Raw genomic sequence first — 18,574 nt, 5'->3', positions numbered from 1 at the left:
TCTACCCCGGGCCGCCGGGCCGAGCCTTGAGGCATGACGAACACCACGGTCACGGACACCATCCACACGAACGCCGAGGCCGGCGACGTCGAGGCCCCCCGCACCGAGGCGGGCGGCAGCACCGTCGCCGCGTACGCCGCCCCGGCCCCGAAGGCCCCCCTGGAGCGGACCACCGTCCCCCGCCGGGCGCTCGGTGCCCACGACATCCTGATCGACATCGCCTACGCCGGTATCTGCCACTCGGACATCCACCAGGTCGCCGAGGACTGGGGTCCGGGGATCTTCCCCATGGTCCCCGGCCACGAGATCGCCGGCGTGGTCGGCGAGGTCGGCCCGGAGGTCACCCGCTGGGCGGTCGGCGACCGGGTCGGGGTCGGCTGCTTCGTCGACTCCTGCCGGGAGTGCGACAGCTGCCGGGCCGGACTCCAGCAGTACTGCACCGGTGGGAGCGGCGCGGTCTTCACCTACAACGCGGTCGGCCGGGACGGCGCGCCCACCTACGGCGGCTACGCCAGGCAGCTGGTGGTCGACGAGAACTACGCGCTGCGCATCCCCGGGGCGCTGCCGCTGGACGTCGCCGCGCCGCTGCTCTGCGCGGGCATCACCCTGTACTCCCCGTTGACGCGCTGGGGCGCCGGTCCCGGCCGCAAGGTCGCGATCGTCGGTCTGGGCGGCCTCGGCCACCTGGGGGTGAAGATCGCCCGTGCCAAGGGGGCGGAGGTCACCGTGCTGAGCCAGTCGCTGCGCAAGCGCGAGGACGGGCTGGAGCTGGGCGCCCACGACTACCGGGCCACCTCCGACCCGGCCACCTTCACCGAGCTGGCCGGCACCTTCGACCTGATCGTCAACACCGTCTCGGCCGACCTCGATCTGAGCGGCTACCTCGGGCTGCTGCGGACCGACGGCACCCTGGTCCAGGTCGGGGCGCCGGAGAAGCCGGTCTCGATCAACGCGCACGCGCTGCTCGTCGGACGCAGGTCGCTGGCCGGTTCGATGATCGGCGGCCTGCCGGAGACGCAGGAGATGCTCGACTTCTGCGCCGAGCACGGCATCGGCGCGGAGATCGAGCTGATCCGGGCGGAGCAGATCAACGAGGCGTACGACCGGGTGCTGGCGAGTGACGTGCGGTACCGCTTCGTGATCGACACCGCGACGATCTGACCTCCCCGGTCCCCCGTCACCGTCCCGCCCACCCCGCCCGACCGCCCCGGTCCGACGGCGCGGTCCGGCGCACGGACGCGCCGCCGTCGGCGCCCGGATCCCCGCCCCCGGTGCTCTCCGATCACCGGGGGCGGGGCGCAGGTACGGCGCCCGCCCGGCTCACGCCCCGGCCGGGCGGGCCGCCTTGCGGCGGCCGGAGCCCCGGCGCAGCAAGCGGCGGCGCGGGGGCTGGTCGGGCAGCCATCCGAAGGTCAGGCAGCTGCCGACCACGCCGAGCAGCATGCCGATCAGGAACCCGCCCAGGTTGGAGGTGAGCCAGCTGCCCAGCGACGCCAGGACGGCGACGATCGAGTAGAACAGCCGCTGGGCCGGGTTGAAGAGGATCAGCAGGCCGCAGAGCGTCATCACCGACGGGACGAGGTAGCCGGCCAGTCCCTGGAGCCCGATGTGCAGGACGACGGGCAGCGGGGCCCGGAGGGTGAAGAGGATCTCCGCGCCGCCCAGGAGGACCAGCAGCCCGCCCCAGAAGGGCCGTCGGCCCTGCCAGCCCCGCCGACCGGGGCGGGCTCCGGTCCGGGCGGGGCGTTCCTCGACGGCCTGCCCGGCGGTCGGCCGGCCGTCCTGGTCGCTGCTCGGCCGGCCGTCCTGCCCGGCGGAGGCGTTCCCGGGTGCGGGTCCTGCGGCGGGTTCGGGCTCGGCCACCGTCAGCAGCCCTCCGAGCTGAAGGTCAGCCGGAGGTTGGGCAGTTTGAAGGCCCCGGCCGTGGTGGCGTAGTTGTGCTGCCGCAGGTTGCGGATCTTCACGGTGTCGGCCTGCTGCCCGAAGACGCCCGGCAGGCCCTTGACGCCGGCCTTGGTGTAGGTGCTCGCGTCGCCGCCGATCTCGATGTTCTTGAACTCCGCGTCGCCCGAGAGCAGGTCGGAGTCGGTCGTGAGGTCGGTGGCGGTGACGGGCGTCCCGGCGTCCCCGGCCTTGATCAGCAGGTTGATGCCGCCCAGGTCCACGCTCTGGCAGAGCCTGGTGAGCGAGGCCTCCTTGATCGCGGAGACGGCGACCAGCACCTGCCCGCCGGTGTCCCCCTCGTTGGGACTGTTCTCGATCATGTGGTCCAGGCTGCCGAACTGCTCGAAGCCGACGCCGTCCAGGCTGTCGGCCGTGACGGTGAACGGCATGCCGGAGATGGCGAACTGGGCGGCGAGCACGCCCTGCGCGGTCAGGGTCATCAGCAGGGCGCCGGCGGCGACGGCGGGAACGGCCATCAGCGCGGTGCGCTTCAGCCGGACCCGTCCTCTGAACCCGGTGGGCGCCTCGGCGGTCTCGGTGGTCTCGGTGGTGCGGGCTGCGTCATCGGACGTGGCCATGTGTGCTCCCTCGAACGGTGGACGGGCAGGCACAGGCACGTTGTCCTGGCGCGGACAGCGTTCTGCGGACCGGCCGGGTGGACCGTCTCTCGGCAGCGGGGCGGGCCGTCGGATCCGCAGTGGGTAACTGGGAAGCTACTGCCCGGTATTCAAGGGGTCAATACGGGTGCGCGAAGGATCATCGACCGCTCGGGCCCGGTCCGGGGCACCCCCCGACCGGGCCCGACCCGGTCGGGGACGACGGCTCCGGCCCACCGGGCTCCGGCGGCGCCGGAACCGCCGCAAGGCGCCGCGCCGCCTCCTCCGGGCCGAGGAACGGCGCCAGGCAGAACAGGCTCAACGTCGGCAGCAAGCTCGGCAGTTCCTCCGTCCGCCCGGCGTCGATGCAGCGCTGGAGCATGCTGTACACGCCGCCGACGACCGCGTCGACCATCGCCTCCGCCGCCACCCCGTCAGGAAGTTGCGGCACCTCGGCGAAGAAGGCCCGGAACCGGGTGAGGAGTTGGTCCCGCTCGCGGCGCCCGGCCGGCCCCACGGCGTCCAGTTCGATCACCGCCATGGTGGCGAAGGCCGGTACCCCGGCCAGCAGTTCGAGCATCGCCCGAAGCGCCTCGCGGATCCCGGTGCACCAGTCCGGCGCCACCGCGAAGGCCGCCGCCATCCGGCGGATCACGACCCCCGTCCCGTGCCGGTGAGCGGCCAGGAAGGCGTCCTCCTTGCCGGTGAACAGCTCGTAGAAGACCGGTCTGGTCACCCCCGCCGCGCGGCAGATGTCGCTCACCGTGGCTCGCTGGTAGCCGTGTTGCGCCACCGTGTGCACCAACCCGTCGAGCAGCCGCTCCCGTTGGGTGGCGGCGACCACGTCGGGCGGCAGCCGGCTCGGACCGCGTTTGATCGATCGGGCCGGGTCCCGGCCGGTGCGCGCGCCGGGCAGGAGTACGTCCGCACGACGAGTAGCTGACTCCGGTTTCATCGCCAACTCCTGTGTTTTGTCTTGACATTGACGCGACGTCCGGTTTACAACACTGACGGGTTTCCAATCTGCGGCCAGGCCGCCGGAGACCCGCACGCGTTCCGACTGTCCAGTATGGCGAACGCATGCCCGGCGGTGGCAGCCGCCGACGTGCACCCGGCGTGCCCACGCACCACCCGTACCCTTCGCGCGCCATCCGCACCACCCGCACCCTCCTCGCCGTACTGCCGCCGTACCCGACGTACGTCGACGTACCGCCCGGCTCCCCGCCGTACCACGGCGCCGTGCCGCCACGTACCTCGACCTGCCTCGCCGTACGGGCGGGCCCGTGGCGCCGGGCCCGCCGAGTCACCGTCCGCGGTGCCCCACCACCCGCACCACCCCGTCGCGGTCGCTCCTCGGCCGGCCACCGCCGCACGCCACCCCCACGCGACCTCACGGGCTCCCCCCCACCCGACTCCGCCAGGAGAGAGGCACACCCTCATGCGCATCCGCCGAACCCTCGGTACCGCCGCCCTCGCCGCCGCCGCGGTGCTGGCCGCCGGCACCGTCACCCCCGCCCAGGCCGCCGGCCCCGCCGTGCTCACCCACACCGCCCCCGGCGGTCCGAACGTCGCCGTCGGCGACGTCCTCACCGCCAACCTGGTGGCGGGCAGCTACGCCACCTTCTACTCCAGCGCGACCGGGACGAGCGGCATCAAGTGCGCCACCTCGTCGTTCTCCGCGACCGTGACCAGCAACCCGGCCGCCCCGGGCGTGGCCACCGAGCAGCTCAACAGCCACACCTTCGGCTCCTGCACCGCCAACGTGATCGGCGTGACCAGCGTGCAGAGCATCACGGTCAACAACCTGCCGTACACCAACGCGGTCAGTGACGCGGCCGGCAACCCGGTCAGCCTCAGCCCGACCGCGGCCGGGCCGCTGCAGACCACGGTGGTGCTGAAGACCGTCCTCGGCACCATCACCTGCGTCTACCGCGCGCCGGGCAGCATCGCCGGCACCACCAGCAACGTCGGCCAGACCATCGGCTTCAGCTCCCAGGCGTTCCCGAAGGTCTCCGGCCCGAGCACCTGTTTCGCGACCGGGTACTTCAGCGCGACCTACGGGCCGGTGACCGACAGCTCGGTGCCCGGCAACCCGCACATCTACATCAACTGATCGCCCCCGGCAGGGCCCTCGGCACCTGCGCGCGGCGTGCGGCGACTCCGGTCGCCGCACGCCGTTCGGCACGCGACAGCGAAGTGACCCACCGGTAGGGTGCTGGCGACAGGCACCGTGAGCGACCGGGAGTGGAGCACGCATGGGCGGCGAGGGCACGGGGTTCTTCGAGTCGGTGGCCGACACCGCCGCACGGCTGGCCGAGGCGGGCTACCTGGCCTCGATCGAGGTCGCCACCACCGTCTTCCTCGCCGACCGGCTCGGCAAGCCCCTCCTGGTGGAGGGCCCGGCCGGGGTCGGCAAGACCGAGCTCGCCAAGGCCGTCGCCGCGATCGGCCGCGCCCGGCTGGTCCGGCTCCAGTGCTACGAGGGCATCGACGAGGCCCGCGCGCTCTACGAGTGGAACCACGCCAAACAGCTGCTCCGGATCACCGCCGGGCGGGACGAGGGCTGGGACGGGGCCCGCACCGACATCTTCGGCGAGGAGTTCCTGCTCACCCGCCCCCTGCTCACCGCCATCCGCGGCGACGAGCCGACCGTGCTGCTGATCGACGAGATGGACAAGGCCGACGTCGAGGTGGAGGCGCTGCTGCTCGAAGTGCTCAGCGACTTCCAGGTCACCGTCCCGGAGCTGGGCACCATCACCGCGACCCGCCGGCCGTTCGTCCTGCTCACCTCCAACGCCACCCGGGAGCTCTCCGAGGCCCTGCGCCGCCGCTGCCTCTTCCTCCACCTCGACTACCCGGAGGCCGAGTTGGAGCGCCGCATCGTCCGGCTGAAGGTGCCCGGACTGGACGCGGCGCTGGCCGACTCGCTGGTCCGGGTGGTCGGCGCACTGCGGACCATGGAACTGCGCAAGGCGCCGTCCGTGGCGGAGACCGTCGACTGGGCCCGCACCCTGCTCGCGCTCGGCGCCGACACCCTTGACGAGGCACTCGTCCGATCCACCCTCGGTGTGATCCTCAAACACCAGGACGATGTGGTGAAGGCCGCACAGAAGCTCACCCTGGCATGAGCCCCCCGCCGGACCGCACCGACGCCACCGCCACCCCCGGCGCCGGCACCACGCCGGCCGCCGACCTCGCCGCCCGGCTGACCGGCTTCGTCCGGTCGCTGCGCGGCCACGGCCTGCGGATCGGCCCGGCCGAGACGGTGGACGCGGCAGCCGTGCTCGACGTCCTCGGCCTCGCCGAACGCGAGCAGGTCCGGGCCGGCCTGGCCGCCGCCCTGCTGCGGTCCGACGGGCAACGGCCGGTCTTCGACGCCGCCTTCGACCTGTTCTTCCCGCTCGGCGTCGGCGCCCCGGAGGCCGTACGCCGGAACGCCGCCCAGGACACCGAAGGCGCGCCGCACGCCCCGGACGCCCCCGGCCCGAACCCCTCCGCCCCGAACCCCTCCGCCGAGGACGCCGCGCTCCGCGAGGACCTCCGGGCCCGGCTGGCCGCCGCACTCGCCGCCGACGACCGGGCCGCCCAGGCTCGCCTCGCGGGCGAGGTGGTGGCCGCGTTCGGCCGGTACGGCACCGGCGGCGGCGGATCCGCAACGCCCGGCACCAGCGGCTGGTCCGCCTACCAGGCGCTCGGCCGGCTCGCGCCCGAAACCCTGCTGGCCCGCGTCCTCGCGGCGCTGCGAGCGGGCACCGTCCGCGACCCCGACGGCACCGGCCCGGACGGCGCGGACGTCGCCGACCACCTCCTCCCCGACGAGATCCGGCGCCGCATCCAGGGTTTCCGCGCCATGGTCGCCACCGAGGCACGCCGCCGGGCGGCCGAGCTCCGCGGCACCGAACAGGTCGCCGCGCGGGCCGTCGCGCCCACCGTCGACCGGATCGACTTCCTCGCCGCCGGCCGCGACCAGCTCGCCGAACTTCGGCGCACCGTCCACCCGTTGGCCCGGAAGCTGGCCACCAGGACGGCCGCGCGCCGACGCCGGGCGGCGCGCGGCCGGATCGACCTGCGCCGCACCCTGCGCCGCTCGCTCTCCACCGGCGGCGTCCCACTGCGCCCCGCGTACCGGCTGCGCCGGCCGGCCCGGCCGGAGTTGGTGCTGCTCTGCGACGTCTCCGGCTCGGTCGCGGGCTTCGCCGACTTCACCATGCTGCTCGTCCAGGCGATGCGCGACCAGTTCAGCAAGGTCCGGGTGTTCGCCTTCGTCAACCGCACCGCCGAGGTGACCGGGCTGCTCACCCGGGGCGGCGCCGACCCCGCCGCACTGGCCCGCCGGATCCTCACCGAGGCCCGGGTGACGGGCTACCACGGCAACAGCGACTACGGCTCGGCGCTCGGCGAGTTCGCCGACGACCACCTGGACGCCGTCGGCCCGCGCACCAGCGTGCTGGTCCTCGGCGACGCCCGGAACAACCACCGCGATCCCAACGTGCCCGCGCTCCGCCTGGTTGCCGCCCGGGCCCGCCGCGTCTACTGGCTGAATCCCGAGCAGCGCTCCCTCTGGGGTACCGGCGACTCCGCCGCCCGCGTGTACGCCGAGGTGGTGGAGATGCACTCCTGCCGCAACTCCCGCCGCCTGGGCGACTTCATCGCCCACCTGCTACCGGTCTGACGAGCCCGCCGGTCCGACGAGCCGGTCCGACGGGCCGATCCGCTCAGCCGTCCAGGTGCCGGAGGAAGTCGAGCAGGGCCGCCGTCACCTCCGCCGGCCGCTCCTGCTGCGTCCAGTGCCCGGCCCCCGGGAGCGTGACGTGGCGGTACAGCTTGGGCGCCATGGTGGCGAGCAGCCGGCGCAGCGCCTCCTCGGGGATCATCGCCGACACCATGTCCCGGTCGCCGACCACGTAGAGGGCCGGCACCTCGACCAGGCGGCCGACGAGTCCCGCGAGCAGCTCGTTGTTGCGGTCGATGTTGCGGTACCAGTTGAGGCCTCCGGTGAAGGCGCGCTCGCCGTGCTCGGCGTAGTCGGCGACGAAGGCCTCGATGTCGGACTCGGAGAGCCAGCCGGGCAGCTTCTCCGGATCGGGGAGGGTGTCGAGCAGGGTCTGCCCTTCGGGCACCGTCCAGGCCTGCGGCCGCTCGGAGCCGGGGCGGTCACCGGATCCTCCGACGAGCATGCGGCGGAAGGTGGAGTGCAGGTCCTCCGCCAGTTCGGCGTCGGCGACGCCGGGGCGCTGGAAGTAGATCTGGTAGAAGCCGTCACCGTACAGCTGTCGGGGCTGCGCCAGCGGCGGCAGCCCGAGCGTCGGCAGCGGCGGCACGCTCAGCCCCGCGACCGCGCGCACCAGGTCGGGGCGGAGGGTGGCGGTGGTCCAGGCGACGGGGGCGCCCCAGTCGTGGCCGACCAGGACGGCCCGCTCCTCGCCGAGGGCGCCGATCAGGGCGCCGACGTCGCCGACCAGGTGCAGCAGCGTGTAGGCGTCGACGGGCTCGGGCTGCTCGCTGCGGGCGTAGCCGCGCTGGTCGACGGCGACCACGTGGTAGCCCGCCGCGGCGAGCGGGGCGAACTGGTGCCGCCAGGAGTACCAGCTCTCCGGGAACCCGTGCAGGAGCAGGACGAGCGGCCCCTCCCCCTGTTCCGCGACGTGCAGCCGGACTCCGTTCACCTCGACCCGACGGTGTGCGATGTGCCCGTACGCCTGCAAGGTCATGCGGCCCTCCCTGGTCGCGGCTCGCCACCGGATCGAACGGACGGCGCCCGACCGTTCGCCCTCACCCTGCCCAGCGACGTCCCCCGGGAACCCCCCGCCCCGGCCCGCCCACTCGGGGACCGGGTCAGCCGCCCGTGGCGCGGGCCACCGCCTCCCGGGCGTCCGCCAGGTCCTCAGCCGTCGGCGCGTCGTCCTGGGTCGGGCTGTGCCGCCAGTAGCCGCGCCGAGGCAGCGCCCAGGTCACCGCCGACGCCCGCACCTCGCGACCGCCACCGGCGTGGCCGACGAACTGTGCCGGCGGGACCGGTCCACCGAACTCGTCGGCCTTGCACCCCACTTCGCCACCCACTTCCCCCTCCTGACCGCGCTCCAGCAGGCCGACGCCCCGGAGTCCGCGACCGGCGACCCCACCCCGGACCGCACCCGGGAGGCCTTCCGCACCGGCCTCGATCTCCTGCTCGACGGCATCACGGCGGTCTCCACCGCCCGCCCGCCCGGGCCGTGAGCACGACGCGGCCGGGCCCGGACTGCCGACGGCGGCCCGGGCCCGGCCCGCGGGGACGTGACGCCCGACGCGCCCCCGGCCCGGTCACCCGGGCCGGGGGCGCGCGGGACGGCGCCGGTCGGGGTCAGTTGTTGCCCCCGCCGTTGTTGCCACCGCCGTTGTTGCCACCGCCGTTGTTGCCCCCGCCTCCGCCGCCGTTGACCGGCGGCAGGGGAAGCAGGTTGAGAAGGCCGCCCAGAATGTTGGGGCTGTAGACGTTCGTATTGCCGCAGATGTTCGCCACGCCCGCGTCCCCGCCGACGGCGCAGCCGGCGACGGGCTTCCGGTCGTGGCCGCCATACCCGTGGTGGGCTCCCGAGCCTGCGACGGCCGCGCTCGCACCCGCGAGCACCAGGCCGCCGGCAGCGGCGACGACGACGATCTTCTTGATCATATTTACCCCTCGTCCGATGAGATCCTCGCCCGATCGTGCGCGGCAGAGCGCGCCGTCGCCCTCAGGCGGGGCCGTCGGCTCGGATGCCCACGAACGAATTTCACTCCCCTCGCCCAACGGGGAACCGGAGAGTCCGCGTCAGTCGTTGCGCCCCGCACGGTCGAGGAGGGCCACCACCCCGCCGAGGACCGCGCCCAGGACGATCATCACCGGGTAGCCCACCGTCTCGTACCCGGCCGGGATCAGGTAGCGCAGGGAGCCGAAGACGTGCAAGCCCCACAGGTGGTCCGAGACGAGACCGCTGATGCCTCCGACCACGAGGACGAAGCTCACGAATCCGAGCAGGTTCTTCATTCCCCGGACGCTAGAGCGCCAGGTCGTCACCCGAATCCGACTTTCGGAGCGGGCGGCCGCCACCAAAGTCTCGCCCGCGGAAGGCCGGCGCGGAGAGCAGCGGCACGGCGAGGAGGGCCGGGGCCGCGGCGAGGGCGAAGCAGAGGGACAGCGGCAGATGTCCGACCAGCAGGCCGACGGTCGCGGCACCGCCGGCCGAACCGGCGTTGAGCGCGGTGTTCACCCAGGCCCCGGCCCGGGTCCGGGCGTCGGGTGCGACCGCTTCGTCCGCCACCAGGTAGGCGGTGGTGACGGCGGGTGAGACGAAGAGTCCGGCGAGCGCAACACCGGCGCCGAGCAGGAGGAGGTTCGGCGCGAGCCCCGCGACGGCCAGCGACAGTCCCAGCCCGGCGGTCAACAGCGGCAACCGGGCCGCGTTGGGCATCGGCCGGTCGATCGCACCGAGGGCGAGACCTCCGACGGCACTGCTCGCCGAGAGGGCGGCCAGCACCCAGCCGACCGCCCCCGGACGGCCCTGCTGCTCGGCGGAGGCGACCACCATCAGGTCGAGGGCGCCGAGCCCGAGACCGGTCACGGCTGCCGCGAGCACCGCGCGGCGCAGCTCTCCCCCGCCTCCGGGCCGCCCGCCCCGAGCCCCACCGGCGGCCACCTGCCCGGAGGCCGGCGGTACGGCGGGAGCGGTCCGGGCGGGGACGGGCGGGACCACCGCAGGTACGTCGGCCGAGGGTGCCCGGGCAGCGGCCGGAGCCGCGACCAGCAGCAGCGTCCCGGCGAGGACCAGGGCCGCGCCCACCGCCACGGCACCGGCCGGGCCGACGACCGGGAGCAGCACGCCGACCAGCAACGGCCCGGTGACGAAGAGCAGTTCCTCGGCCACCCCGTCCAGGCTGTAGGCGCGGCGGAGCAGTGCCGGATCGGGCAGCAGCCGGCGCCAGAGCGTCCGCATGACCGGTCCGAGCGGCGGCGTGCAGGCCCCGGCGGCGACCACCAGGATCCCGACGGCCGGCGGCTCGACCCCCGGCCTCGCGGTGGCGCCGGCCACGGCCAGGAGCAGTGCGGCGTACAGGCCGGCCATCGGCGGCAGGGCGCGCCGGGGTCCGTACCGGTCGACCAGGGCGGCCCTGGCCGGCGAGAGGAGCACGCTGGCCAGCGCGAACAGGGCCATGGCCACGCCGGCCGCCGAGTACGAACCGGTGGCGTCGCGGACGGCGAGCAGCAGCGCCAGCGGGACCGTCCCGTAGGAGAGGCGGCCGAGCAGGGCGGCGGCGAAGGTGCGGCGGGCGTGCGGTGCACCGAGCACGGCGCGGTAGGAGGGACGGCGGGAGGCGCCGTCGGACGGGGTGCGCGCGGGCGCGGGGGAAGGCGTGGACACGGGATCGTTCCTCGGGAGAACCGGGCGGGGCGTGACGGCCCTCGGCCCGGGTGCGTACGGGGACACCGGAGCGCCGCGCCGATCGAACGGGCGCGGTCGTGGCGGGTCGGTCACGCACGAGGAGCGAACATGGTTCCGAACCGTACCAGCACCGCCCGGGCTTGCGTCCCGCGCACCCCGGCGGGCCCACGGGTGGGCGCCCCGGCCGCACCGCCACGGGTCCACGGACGGCACCGGGCGGCGCCCGGCGGCTCCGGGGACGGGCCCGGACGGAGCAGCGGGCAGGGCGGGGCGGCGGGCGCCCGGGTACGTTCGCGGTGTGCAGCAGAGGTCACTCCACGTCAGCAGACGTGCCCGCGCCGGTAGGCCGGCGGCGGGCGCCGTCGCCGCGCTCGTCCTCGCCGCCGGGTCGTCGGCCGGCTCGGCCGCCGCCTTCGCGGCGTCCTCGACGGCGAAGCCCACGACGACGCCCACGGCAGCGGCGCGCACCGCCGCGGCCCGTACGACGGCAGCTGCCACGGCGACACCCACACGGGCGTCCGCCCGGCCCGCCGCTCCGACGGCGCCCACCACGCCGGCGTCCACCGCCGCCACCGCGCCCACCGCCACCGCCACCGCCACCGCCACCGCCCGAGCGTCCGGAGCCGCGTCCGGGACCGCCCTCCCCGGCGCCGGTGCCGCGCAGGACGCCGCCGCCGTGGTCGGCGGCGAGCGGCTCGGCCGCCCGGCCGTCCAGGTGGCCCTCCGCGCCGGTGCGCCCGACCTCCCCGCCGCGCTGACCGGGCGGTCGTGGCTGATCGCCGACGCGGCCACCGGCGAGGTGCTCGCGGCCCGCAACGCGCACCTGCCGCTGCCGCCCGCCAGCACGCTCAAGATGCTCTTCGCCAACACCGTGCTGCCCCGGTTCGACCGCGCCCTGGAGCACCGGGTGACGCCGGCCGAGCTGGCGGAGCTGGGTGCGGGCAGCAGCCTGGTCGGGATCAAGGAGAACCTGCCGTACCGGGTCGAGGACCTCTGGCGGGGGGTCTTCCTCGCCTCCGGCAACGACGCCGTCCACGTGCTCGCCCACATGAACGGCGGGATCGCGAGGACCGTCGCACAGATGCAGGGCCGGGCCGACGCCCTCCAGGCCCGCGACACCCGGGTCGTCTCGCCGGACGGCTACGACCAGGACGGCCAGGTCTCCTCGGCGTACGACCTCACGCTCTTCGCGCGGGCCGGGCTGCGCAACCCTGACTTCCGCGCGTACTGCTCGACCCGCACCGCCCGCTTCCCGGGCGGGGTCGACAAGGCGACCGGCCTGCGCTCCTCGTTCGACATCGCCAACACCGACCGCCTGCTCGGCAGGTACCCGGGCCTGATCGGGGTGAAGAACGGCTACACCACCAACGCCGGGGCCACCTTCACCGGCGCCGCAGAACGCGGCGGGCGGACCCTGATCGTGACGGTCATGCACCCGGAGCAGCAGACCAAGGTGTACGACGAGGCGGCGGCGCTGCTGGACTGGGGGTTCGCGGCGGCGGGCAAGGTCGAGCCGGTCGGGCACCTGGTCGAGGAGGCGGGAGCCTCCGCCCCGGCCGCGGCCTCGGAGGCCGCCGAGGCACCGGCCTCGGGTGTACTGCCGCACGCGATCCGGCAGGCCGACCACGTACTGGGGCCGGCCGGCTGGACGGCGGTCACCCTGTGCGGGGCGCTGGCGCTCTGGGCGGCGGCCCGGGTCCGGACCCGACGGCGTCTGCACCCGAGGACCGCCGCGAGCACCGCCCTGCCGGGCCCGGTTCCTGGCTCCGCGCCGACCGCCGCCCCGACGGTGTTCTCCCAGTACCCCGAATACGCCCGGTGGAGCGCGTTCCCCTTCCCGGTCGCACCGCCCACCGGGCCCGACGCCCCCGCCGCTCCGCACCCGCCCGCCCTCCCGGCGTTCCCTCCGGGCGCCCCCGCCCGGCCCGACGCCGCTCCCCGGTTCCGTCCCGCCGCCGTGCCGGGGCGCGCGGCCTGTGCGGGTGCCACGGCCGTGGGTGCCAGGGCCACGGGCGCGACGGCGGTCGGCGGACGCGGACGCCGCCGGCTCGCCCGCCGGGCCCGGGGGCTGGCCGTGTCGGCCCGGACCCGGCTCACCACGGGCCGGACCGGGCGGCGGGTCTGACCCCCGGGCACCGAGGCGCCGGCCGAGGCGGGGCTCCTCCTCCCGACACCCCGGACCGGCGGGGCACCGCGTGCGCGGTGCCGCCTCCGGCGCGCGAGAGCCCCCTGGTCGGCGCCCTAGAATTCCCGCCATGAGCGCCCCCACCCCGCCCTCCGGCCCGAACGACCCTCAGGACCCTCAGGACCCTCAGGACCCTCAGGACCCGGCCGAGCGTCAGAAGCAGCGGCTCGAACGCCTGGTCCACCTCGCCTCCGGCAGCTACCTGCTGGTCACCACGTACAAGAAGGACGGCACCACCGTGCCGACCCCCGTCTGGGTGGTGCGGGACGGGGAGGCACTCGGCGTCTGGACCGTCGCGGACTCCTGGAAGGTCAAGCGGATCCGGAACCGCGCCGACGTCCTGGTCGGCCCCTGCGACCTGCGGGGCAACCCGACCGGCGAGTCGTACCCGGCCACCGCCGAGATCCTCGACCCCGGGCGCACCGCCGCCTACCGGACGCTGCTGCGGCAGAAGTACGGCCTGCTCGGCGTGGTCACCCTCCTCGGCAGTCAGTTGCGGCGCGGCAACCGCGGCACCGTCGGCATCCGGCTCACGCTCGCCGACTGACACCGACGGGAGCGACGCCCGCCCCCGCCACCGGTGACCCGGTCACCGGGTCACCGCCAGGCAGTACGCCGGATCGGTGTCCAGCAGCCTGCGGTGGGTGCCCTCGGCCGTGACGACCCCGCCGTCCAGGACGAGGACCCGGTCCGCGGCGTCCAGCAGCGCCGGACTGCTGGTGATCACGACGGTGGTACGGCCCCGCCGCAGCGTCGCGATGTTGCGTGCGACGAGCTGCTCGGTGACGGCGTCCACGGCGGTCGTCGGGTCACGCAGGACGAGCACCTCGGTGTCGGCGGCCAGGGCCCGGGCCAGGGACAGCCGCTGGCGCTGCCCCCCGGAGAGGTTCGAGCCGCGGTCACGGACCTCGTAGTCGAGCCTCTGCCGGTGCAGGGCCACCACGTCGGTCAGCATGGACGCCTCGACCGCCTCGGGCACCGTCCGGCTCGTCCCCGACGGGTCGATGTTCGAGCGGAGCGTGCCGGCGAAGATCTCCGCGTCGTGGGGGTTGACCAGGATCCGCTCACGGACCGACTCGACCGACAGCTCCGCGAGCTCCCGGCCGCCGACCCGCACCACTCCCTCGTAGGAGTCCGGCGGGACGGCCACGGCGAAGACGGACGCGAGGTCGGCCGCCGCCCGCGGCTGGTAGGCCGCGATCGCCGTGAACTCTCCGGCCGGGACGTGGAACTTCACGCCCTGCAGGGAGCCGTACCGGACGCAGTCGACCTCCAGGTCCCCGCCCGGGGCCGGCTGCTCCGACCCCGGGGCCGCCACCGGCGGGGCGGACAGCACCAGGGCCATCCGCTCGGCCGACGCACGCGCCGTCATCACGTACTTCGGCATGTCCGAGAACAGCCGGAGCGGCTCCATGATGAACTGCGCCAGGCCCACGGCCATGACGAGCGCCCCGATGCCGATCTGCCCGTCGAAGGCCAGCCATCCGGCCGTCAGGGTCACCGAGGCCGCGAGGGTCGCGTTCAGCGCCAGCGCGGCGCCCGCGTAGGCGCCGTTCACCCGGGCGACGGTGACCGCCTGCTCCTTCGCCTCCGTGCTGACCCTCCGGTAGGAGCGGAACGCCGCGTGGTTGCCGCCGAAACCGTGCAGCGGGCGCAGGCCCGTGATCAGGTCGGCGACCTTCGCACCCGCGCGTGCCACCCGCGCCTGCTGTTCCTTGGTGCTGCTGCCGATCCGCCGGGACATCACGCTGAGGACCGAGAGGATGGCGACGGTCCCGACCATGACCAGCAGGCCGAGCCGCAGGCTCGCCGTGCCCAGGGCCACCGCCGCGACCAGCACCGCGACCATGGAGCTGATCAGCATCGGCACCACCTCGACGATGTCGGCGGTCTGGTCGGCGTCCTCGGTGGCGATGGTGAGCACCTCGCCGGACTTGAGGCCGGTGTCCCGGGCCACCGGCTGGAGGCCGCAGGCCGCGACCCGCACCCTCCAGCGGTGGGCCTCGGTCGTGTTGGCCTTCTGCAGGACGCGCATGCCGAAGCGCCACGACAGGGACACCGTCGTCGTGATCACGGCCAGGGCCGCGACCGCCAGGGCGAGTGATCCGGGGCTGCGTTCGCGCATCGTGTGCTCGACGATCAGACCGAGCGCGATGGGGAAGGCGGTCTCGCCGGCCTGGTAGAGGCTCATGAGGAGGGTGCCCCGGGCCATGGCACCGGCGTTGCGGCGGATCGCGGTCCGGAGTATGTCGGATCCCGGGCGGCGGGATCGCTGGACGTCAGGAGTTGTCATCGATGCGGGGCAATCGCTTCCGGGGTTCGCAGGGTGAACAGATCACGGATCGTGATCAGGGGGCCGAACTCCCGGCGCAGGAGTCCGACCGGACGTACGGCCGGCGTGGAGTGTCTCCCGAGGGGCGGGAGGTCGCCCACCGCGCTCGCCCCGGGGAACTCAGGCCGGACCGACCTGACGTGGAATCGCCCGGCTCTCGCCCCTCCAGGCCCGCCAGAGCTGCGCGTAGCGGCCGCCCAGGGCCACCAGCTCCCCGTGCGTGCCCTGCTCCACGACGCGTCCCGCGTCCAGCACGGCGATCCGGTCGGCCGCCATCGCCTGGGTCAGCCGGTGGGCCACGAACAGCGTGGTCCGGCCGGCGCAGGCGGCCCGAACGGCCCGCTCCAGTTCGGCGGCGCCCTCACTGCCGGCCTCCGCGGTCGACTCGTCGAGCACCACCACCGGCGCCCGTCCCAGCACCAGGCGGGCCAGGGCGACATGGGCGACCGCGGTGCCGTCCAGCCGTTCACCGCCCTCGCCCACCGCCGTGTACAGCCCGTCGGGCAGTGCCTCCACCCACTCCTCGGCGCCCACGGTGCGCAGCGCGTCCATCAGTTCGGCGTCGGTCGACTCCGGCGCGGCGAGCCGCAGGTCGTCGGCGAGCGGGCCGGAGAACACGTGCGTCTCCTGGGTCAGGACGCTCACCAGCGCCCTCGCCCCGACCTCGTCCAGGTCGGCGAGGTCGATCGGTCCGACGCGGACCGACCCGGTCTGCGGAGTCTCGATGCCCGCGACGAGGGCGGCCAGGGTCGACTTGCCGGCGCCCGTGGCGCCCACCAGGGCCAGTGAGCCACCGGCCGGGACCGTCAGGGTGACGTCCCGCAGGACCGGCTCCTCGGCGCCCGGGTACGCGAACGTCAGCCCCTCCACCGTCACCGGGTACGGGGTGCCGTCCTGCGGCGCGGGGGCCGAGTCGCCCACCAGCCGCTCCGCCGCGGACTCCGTCAGCACGCCGACGAGCCGGGTCAGGCTCGCGCCCGACTTCTGCGCCTCGTCGAAGGTGAACATGATGGCGCCCAGCGGCGTGAAGAGGCGGTGGAACACCAGGGGGGCCGCGGACACGTCGCCGAGGCTGGCGGATCCGGTCTCCAGCAGGACGTAGCCCACCACGAGGATCAGGACGAGGCCGATGAACTCCGCGCGGTTCTCCCTGCCGACGAACCGGCCGAAGAAGCGGAACACCTCGACGCCGTGGTCCCGCACCCGCTGCGAGTCGTCGGCGACCTTCTCCCGGAACCTCTCCTCCAGGCGGTAGGCCCGGACGGTGTCGATGCCGTTCAGACCGCTGATCAGCGCCTGCGCGCGGTCGGCCTGGGCGGCGCGCTGCTTGCGGTAGAGCGGGGCGGACCGGGGGAGGTACCAGCGCAGCGCCAGCCCGTACGCGGGCAGCGCGCAGGCTCCCGCGAGGCCGAGCCGCCAGTCGAGCCCGAACATGCCGACCGTGGCGACGGCCACCAGCACGCCCGCGGAGAACACCGTGGGGACGGCCGAACGGATGCCCCTGGACAGGACGGCGACGTCGTCGCCGACCCGGGAGAGGACGTCGCCGCGGCCCACCTGCTCGACCCGGGCGATCGGCATGCCCAGCACGGCCCGGACGGCGCCCTCCCGCAGGTGCGCGAGCAGGTCGGCGCCGAGCCTCCCGATCAGGTACGTCGACGCCGCGGTGGCCGCCGCGCCGAGCAGCGCGGCGGCCACCATCAGCGCGCCGATCGGGAGCAGGGACGAGCCCGGCTCGCCCCGGACCACGCCGTCGACCACGCGGCCGAGCAGGAGGACCGGGAGCATCTGGAGCGCCGCCCCGGCCACCGTGCTGACCGCGGTGGCGGCCGTCAGCCACGGAGTGTCGCGGCAGTGGGCGGCGACCCATCGGGCTGCCTCACGGCCGCCCGTGGTGCGCAGGGTGGCCGGAGCGGCCGGTGTTCCCGTGGTGCTCACACCCAGGTCCTCTCTGTCGGATCCCGCCGGCCGCGCCACCCGCTGTTCCGACGTGATCCGGAGGAGCGAACCCGGGGCCTGTCCGACGATCCCTAGCCGACCGACTTGGCGAGCTCGTCGATGGCGAACGGCAGGGAGAGCAGGGTCGCCTGCGACATCGCCGCGCCGACCGCCGGTCCCTCACTGTCCAGCAGGTACGACACCTTGCCGGCCTTGGACACCTTCAGGTTGGTGAAGAGGTCGAACTTCTTCAGCGCGTCGGTGTCGACCTTGTCGTTGATGACGAAGACGCGGTCGACGTCGACGAGGTCCATGCGCTCCGGGGAGAGCTGCGTGGAGAACCCGGACCCCGCGATCCTGTCGATCTCGGTCTGGCCCTTGAAGCCCATCCCGGCGAGGAGCTGACCCCGTACGTCGGTGGTGGTGAAGGGCGTGACCGAGTCCTTGTACCAGGAGAGCGCGACGGCGGTCTGGGTGGCGAACTCCGGGTGGGCCGTCTTGACCGCGGCGAGCTTGTCCTGGATGCCCTGGACCATCTGCTTACCCTCGTCGGCCTTGCCGAGCGCCTTGGCGATGTGGAGCGCGTTGTCCTGCCACGGAGCGCTGAACGGCTCCTTCTCGGCCTTCGTACGGCCGACCGTCGGGGCGATCTTGGAGAGCTTGTCGTAGGCGGCCTGGTCGATCTCGGAGTAGACCGCGACGATCAGGTCGGGCCGCAGGGCGGCGATCTTCTCGAAGTTGGGGCCGGCGTCGCCGTTGTTCAGGACCACCTCGGGACGCGCGTCGCCCCACTTGTCCTTGACCCAGGGCCACTGCGTGTTGATGTCGGGGCTCTGCCCCACCGGGTTCGGGTACTGGTCGACCATGCCGACCGGCTTGACGCCGAACGCGAGGATCGTCTGGTCGTCGGTGTAGCCGACGGACACGACACGCTTGGGCGCCTTGTCGACCTTCGTGGACCCGAAGGCGTGCTCGACGGTGACGGGGAACGCGCCGGTGGCGGCCGGGGCGTTGGCGCTGTCGTTCGCGCCCTTGTCCCCCGCGTCGGAACCACAGCCGGCGAGGAGACCCACGCCGAGGGCCGCGACGGACACGCCCGCCGCCAGCCGCCGCCAGGCGTTCGTTCGTGTCGTTCGGTCGAGGAGCATCCGGATTCCCTTGCTGTCGTGCTGTCCGACACCCC

17 protein-coding genes are annotated in these 18,574 nt (G+C 74.5%); 7 read left to right on the top strand and 10 right to left on the bottom strand.

The window, feature by feature from the left end; genetic code table 11:
- The first annotated feature begins 33 nt into the window (after nucleotides 1-33).
- A complete protein-coding gene (locus PUR56_RS06690) occupies nucleotides 34-1,161 on the top strand; it encodes an NAD(P)-dependent alcohol dehydrogenase (RefSeq protein WP_329948218.1) in 1,128 nt (375 codons plus the stop codon).
- A gap of 159 nt (nucleotides 1,162-1,320) precedes the next feature.
- Here PUR56_RS06690 and PUR56_RS06685 read toward each other — a convergent pair whose 3' ends face one another.
- The 3 genes from PUR56_RS06685 to PUR56_RS06675 form a co-directional block, all read right to left on the bottom strand.
- Complete coding sequence (locus PUR56_RS06685; RefSeq protein ID WP_329948217.1) at nucleotides 1,321-1,863, bottom strand: DUF6114 domain-containing protein; 543 nt, start codon at nucleotides 1,861-1,863, stop codon at nucleotides 1,321-1,323.
- A 2-nt stretch (nucleotides 1,864-1,865) separates the two neighbouring features.
- A complete protein-coding gene (locus PUR56_RS06680) occupies nucleotides 1,866-2,522 on the bottom strand; it encodes a DUF6230 family protein (protein ID WP_329880864.1) in 657 nt (218 codons plus the stop codon).
- Nucleotides 2,523-2,700: 178 nt separating this feature from the next.
- Nucleotides 2,701-3,495, bottom strand: coding sequence for a TetR/AcrR family transcriptional regulator (locus tag PUR56_RS06675; protein WP_329948216.1), 795 nt, complete (start codon nucleotides 3,493-3,495; stop codon nucleotides 2,701-2,703).
- A gap of 483 nt (nucleotides 3,496-3,978) precedes the next feature.
- On the opposite strand from PUR56_RS06675, the gene PUR56_RS06670 reads away from it, so the two are divergent.
- From PUR56_RS06670 to PUR56_RS06660, 3 genes are all read left to right on the top strand, one after another.
- Nucleotides 3,979-4,653: a Tat pathway signal sequence domain protein gene (locus PUR56_RS06670; RefSeq protein ID WP_329948215.1), complete on the top strand. Its 675-nt coding sequence runs from the start codon at nucleotides 3,979-3,981 to the stop codon at nucleotides 4,651-4,653.
- A 142-nt stretch (nucleotides 4,654-4,795) separates the two neighbouring features.
- Nucleotides 4,796-5,668 (top strand): AAA family ATPase, encoded by an 873-nt coding sequence (locus PUR56_RS06665; protein WP_329948214.1) that lies wholly within the window; start codon nucleotides 4,796-4,798, stop codon nucleotides 5,666-5,668.
- The gene (locus tag PUR56_RS06660) at nucleotides 5,665-7,212 is read left to right on the top strand and encodes a vWA domain-containing protein (protein ID WP_329948213.1); all 1,548 of its coding nucleotides are present in this window, start codon (nucleotides 5,665-5,667) and stop codon (nucleotides 7,210-7,212) included. The genes PUR56_RS06665 and PUR56_RS06660 overlap by 4 nt, the downstream gene beginning before the upstream one ends.
- A 43-nt stretch (nucleotides 7,213-7,255) precedes the next feature.
- Here PUR56_RS06660 and PUR56_RS06655 read toward each other — a convergent pair whose 3' ends face one another.
- Complete coding sequence (locus PUR56_RS06655) at nucleotides 7,256-8,251, bottom strand: alpha/beta fold hydrolase (RefSeq protein ID WP_329880869.1); 996 nt, start codon at nucleotides 8,249-8,251, stop codon at nucleotides 7,256-7,258.
- A gap of 277 nt (nucleotides 8,252-8,528) precedes the next feature.
- On the opposite strand from PUR56_RS06655, the gene PUR56_RS06650 reads away from it, so the two are divergent.
- Entirely contained in the window at nucleotides 8,529-8,756 is a 228-nt protein-coding gene (locus PUR56_RS06650) for a hypothetical protein (protein ID WP_329948212.1), read from the top strand.
- Nucleotides 8,757-8,880: 124 nt separating this feature from the next.
- Here PUR56_RS06650 and PUR56_RS43295 read toward each other — a convergent pair whose 3' ends face one another.
- The 3 genes from PUR56_RS43295 to PUR56_RS06635 form a co-directional block, all read right to left on the bottom strand.
- A complete protein-coding gene (locus PUR56_RS43295) occupies nucleotides 8,881-9,189 on the bottom strand; it encodes a hypothetical protein (RefSeq protein ID WP_443034444.1) in 309 nt (102 codons plus the stop codon).
- 138 nt (nucleotides 9,190-9,327) lie between these two features.
- Nucleotides 9,328-9,543 (bottom strand): hypothetical protein, encoded by a 216-nt coding sequence (locus PUR56_RS06640; protein ID WP_329880872.1) that lies wholly within the window; start codon nucleotides 9,541-9,543, stop codon nucleotides 9,328-9,330.
- A gap of 10 nt (nucleotides 9,544-9,553) precedes the next feature.
- Nucleotides 9,554-10,915: an MFS transporter gene (locus tag PUR56_RS06635; RefSeq protein WP_329880874.1), complete on the bottom strand. Its 1,362-nt coding sequence runs from the start codon at nucleotides 10,913-10,915 to the stop codon at nucleotides 9,554-9,556.
- Nucleotides 10,916-11,234: 319 nt separating this feature from the next.
- Here PUR56_RS06635 and PUR56_RS06630 point away from each other — a divergent pair, with 319 nt between their 5' ends.
- Entirely contained in the window at nucleotides 11,235-13,061 is a 1,827-nt protein-coding gene (locus PUR56_RS06630; protein ID WP_329948211.1) for a D-alanyl-D-alanine carboxypeptidase family protein, read from the top strand.
- Nucleotides 13,062-13,191: 130 nt separating this feature from the next.
- Nucleotides 13,192-13,668 carry a PPOX class F420-dependent oxidoreductase gene (locus PUR56_RS06625; RefSeq protein ID WP_329948210.1) on the top strand — a complete coding sequence of 159 codons (477 nt, stop codon included), beginning with the start codon at nucleotides 13,192-13,194 and terminating at the stop codon, nucleotides 13,666-13,668.
- Between the two features lie 42 nt (nucleotides 13,669-13,710).
- On the opposite strand, the gene PUR56_RS06620 is transcribed toward PUR56_RS06625, so the two are convergent.
- The 3 genes from PUR56_RS06620 to PUR56_RS06610 form a co-directional block, all read right to left on the bottom strand.
- A complete protein-coding gene (locus PUR56_RS06620) occupies nucleotides 13,711-15,414 on the bottom strand; it encodes an ABC transporter ATP-binding protein (protein ID WP_329948209.1) in 1,704 nt (567 codons plus the stop codon).
- Between the two features lie 159 nt (nucleotides 15,415-15,573).
- On the bottom strand, nucleotides 15,574-17,391 hold the full coding sequence (locus PUR56_RS06615) for an ABC transporter ATP-binding protein (protein ID WP_329948208.1): 1,818 nt from the start codon (nucleotides 17,389-17,391) through the stop codon (nucleotides 15,574-15,576).
- A 92-nt stretch (nucleotides 17,392-17,483) separates the two neighbouring features.
- Nucleotides 17,484-18,539 carry an iron-siderophore ABC transporter substrate-binding protein gene (locus PUR56_RS06610; protein WP_329948207.1) on the bottom strand — a complete coding sequence of 352 codons (1,056 nt, stop codon included), beginning with the start codon at nucleotides 18,537-18,539 and terminating at the stop codon, nucleotides 17,484-17,486.
- Nucleotides 18,540-18,574 lie beyond the last annotated feature (35 nt).

Origin of the sequence: Streptomyces sp. BE303, assembly GCF_036290945.1 — a bacterium.
In the GTDB taxonomy this organism is placed as follows: Bacteria; Actinomycetota; Actinomycetes; order Streptomycetales; family Streptomycetaceae; genus Kitasatospora.
The sequence above is the reverse complement of the archived record's forward strand: the minus strand, read 5'-3'. Positions and strand labels throughout refer to the sequence as shown.